The sequence below is a fragment of the Desulfosarcina sp. genome, assembly GCF_033791525.1.
Lineage (GTDB): Bacteria > Desulfobacterota > Desulfobacteria > Desulfobacterales > Desulfosarcinaceae > Desulfosarcina.
In genome coordinates this window covers 1-3,069 of record NZ_JASJGN010000240.1, presented here as the reverse complement: position 1 = coordinate 3,069, position 3,069 = coordinate 1, and the positions used below count along the sequence as shown (strand labels likewise).

Annotated in this window: 3 protein-coding genes; 1 reads left to right on the top strand and 2 read right to left on the bottom strand. The window is 55.1% G+C overall.

The genetic code is table 11. From position 1 onward, the window contains the following. The coding region (locus QNK41_RS12075) for a ubiquinone/menaquinone biosynthesis methyltransferase (protein WP_319257186.1) at nt 1–497 on the top strand (497 nt) is incomplete at its 5' end. A gap of 240 nt (nt 498–737) precedes the next feature. Here the strand turns inward: QNK41_RS12075 and QNK41_RS12070 are convergent. Beyond that, a complete protein-coding gene (locus tag QNK41_RS12070; RefSeq protein WP_319257183.1) occupies nt 738–2,036 on the bottom strand; it encodes a TMEM143 family protein in 1,299 nt (432 codons plus the stop codon). Then, on the bottom strand, nt 2,036–3,069 hold a 1,034-nt coding region (locus QNK41_RS12065), incomplete at its 5' end, for a glycerol kinase GlpK (RefSeq protein ID WP_319257181.1). The genes QNK41_RS12070 and QNK41_RS12065, both read right to left, overlap by 1 nt.

The window sequence follows — 3,069 nt, the reverse complement described above, 5'->3', positions numbered from 1 at the left end:
GGTCGCGGGTGAATGTGACCGGCCTTGATTTTTCACCGGGCATGCTTGGCCTGGCCCAGGAGAAGATCCGCCGGAATCAAAACAGCTCGATCTCCCTGCTGGCCGGCGACGCCCTGGCGCTGCCCTTTGGCGAAGCATCCTTTCATGCAGTGACCATCGCCTTCGGCATTCGCAACATCCAGGATAAAGCCGGCGCGCTGAGGGCTTTCTATAAGAGCCTCATGCCTGGCGGGATGTTGCTGGTGCTGGAACTGGCCACACCGAAAAAAACCCGCCTGCGCGAGGCCTATCTGGCTTACTTTCAAAAAGTGCTGCCAACCATCGGCCGCCTCTTTTCCAGGCACAGCTTCGCCTATTCCTACCTGCCCGATTCGGTTTCCCGGTTCCCGGCAACCGATGTTTTTATGACCATCATGGCGGAAGCGGGCTTTTCACATGTCACCTGTCGTCGCATGACACTGGGAATCGCCAACCTGTTTGCAGGGGTTAAACCTTGACGGATTCGTAAGAAGCCCGAGATCAAGGCTTGCGAACCCTGAGAATACCGCTATCGCGGGTGCCGCAGGCAGCGGACTTACGGTACGCCGCAGTGAAGAAGGATGAAGCGTAACGCAGATATCGGGCTTCTTACGAATCCGTCGGAAATGCGACTGTTTGCGGGGGTTAAACCTTAACCGCTGTTGAAAAAAAAGATGGCTCTGAATGACTGTACCGAGGATTAATGCGCTTGCTGTTTGTCACACATGCGGCGCATGCATCTGAAAAAAGTTGTCCCACAGAAAATCCAGCCGTTCACCGGCCTCCGTCAATGAGACTGCCGCCCATATCGGTTCCCCGGTCTCAGCGGTCCCGGTGATTTCACAAAGCTTCAGCCGCTTCAGTTTTCCCAGGGCATCTTCGATTTCGAAATCGATGGGGGTGTCGTAGGTCGCTTTAACCCAGACTTCAATGGCATCGTCCAGCGCTGCAGCGGTCATCCCCGCTTGGGTTTCAGCCAGGAAAACATATCCCAGCAGGGCCTCCTTAAACTCCTCTTCCTCCGCATCGGCAATGATGTGGTAAAAAACGCCGGCATTGTTGTCCAAATTCTTAAAGTAGAGATTATCACCCAGGGTTTTCATAAATTTGATTTTGCGGTTTTTATAGCTGTTCCACTGTTTGAAAAGAAAAGCCCCAATCGCGGCCAGGGCCGTTACCCCGCCCACCATGCCGGAAATTTCCACTGGACCCAATGGCGGGATCTTGCCGCCACTGGCGACAAGGGACCGGGTCATCAGCCATAAAATACTCGCCATGGCAACCAGTCCCGCACCGGCCTTCAATAAAACCGTAACACCGCCACCGACGGCAACACCGCCCATGAACAGTTTATCCTTTAGCTTCATTCGAACCTGAGCGTTGGGAAACAGCATCTCCAGATCCCCTTTGGGTATGTTCTTGAAGAGCTTCACGATCATGGTTCCCGGATTGAAATTAAGATCTTTGCGTCCGCGGGCCTGAAAATATGATTCATCCTTGTACTTGATGAGCAACGCCACCCTGTCGTATACGGTGATATCGAGGGTCTCTTCTTTGAACAGCCATTTTCTGCGCTTGATCCGATCGGATTGAGCTCCCCTCCTAAAGACCAATTGATTCTCAAAATCCTCGAAATCAACCAACAGGTTGATCTTGAAGAGCGATTCCCGGTTCATGGCGTATGTCAGATCGGTTGCGGTGATTTGTTGATAGTTGGCCTGATTCAACACTTCTTTAAATGCCGCCATGAGCCGGTTTTCATGAGCTTTGCGTGCTTCATGGGAAACGTGTCGGAGGCTCACCGTATCGTTGTCAGGGTTAAACGGGTAATAGTTTTCCTTAAGCGTCTCTGTTTTCGCATGAAATTCAAAATGGAAGAGACTATTCAGGATGGTGCTGAAGCGAAGAAAGGCATCTCGGTCCTTGGGTGTGACCATCTTGCTGTTGGCTAAACCATCTACGAGGTCCGCTTTGCGGATGGGAATGAATCGTTCTCTAATTGAAGGGTCTGCCACCATCAATCCTCCCAATCCAAGGTGCGCTGAACCGCCTTTTTCCAACCCCGGACACCGGCCTGGCGCACATGATCATCCATCTGTGGCTGCCAGATCTTGTCTACCGACCAGTATCGTTTCAGATCCTCCATGGAGGCCCAGTATCCCACGGCCAAGCCCGCTGCATAGGCGGCTCCCAGGGCCGTGGTTTCGGTGATGGCCGGCCGGATCACCGGCACGTTGAGCAGGTCAGACTGAAACTGCATGAGCAGCTCGTTGGCCACCATCCCCCCATCGACTTTAAGGCTGTTGAGTTCAACGCCCGAATCCTTTTTCATGGCCTCCATAATGTCCAGGGTCTGGTAGGCGTTGGCCTCCAGTGCAGCGCGGGCGATGTGACCCTTGTTGACATAACGGGTGAGGCCGGCAATAACCCCGCGGGCATCGGAGCGCCAGTAGGGAGCAAAAAGGCCGGAAAAGGCCGGAACGATATATGCGCCGCCGTTGTCGTCCACCGTTCGGGCCAGCGTTTCCACCTCCGCTGCCGACGCGATCAGCCCCAGGTTGTCCCGCAGCCACTGCACCAGGGCGCCGGCAATGGCCACCGACCCTTCCAGGCAATAAACCGGTTTTTCCCCACTGATCTGGTATCCCACGGTAGTCAACAGGCCATGGGCGGACTGGACCGGTTCAGTGCCCGTATTGAGCAGCATGAAACAGCCGGTGCCGTATGTATTTTTAGCCTCGCCGACCCCAAAGCAGGTCTGGCCCACCAGGGCGGCCTGCTGGTCTCCCAGTGCACCGCACACCGGCACCGTCGCCCCCAGCGGACCCTCCTTCAGAGTATGGCCCCAGGTGTTTTTGTCGATGGAAGGCACGATGCGCGGCATCATCTGCCGGGGAATGCCCAAGATCTTTAGGATTTCATCATCCCAGGCCAGGGTCTCCAGGTCCATGATCAGGGTCCGTGAGGCATTGGAGACATCGGTTACATGGGCGCCACCGGCCGCACCGCCGGTGAGCTGCCAGATAACCCAGGTTTCGATGGTGCCGAAAA

Coding starts and splice junctions, on each gene's coding strand:
- QNK41_RS12070 (WP_319257183.1), bottom strand. CDS start 2,036: ATGGTGGCAGACCCTTCAATTAGAGAACGATTCATTCCCATCCGCAAA.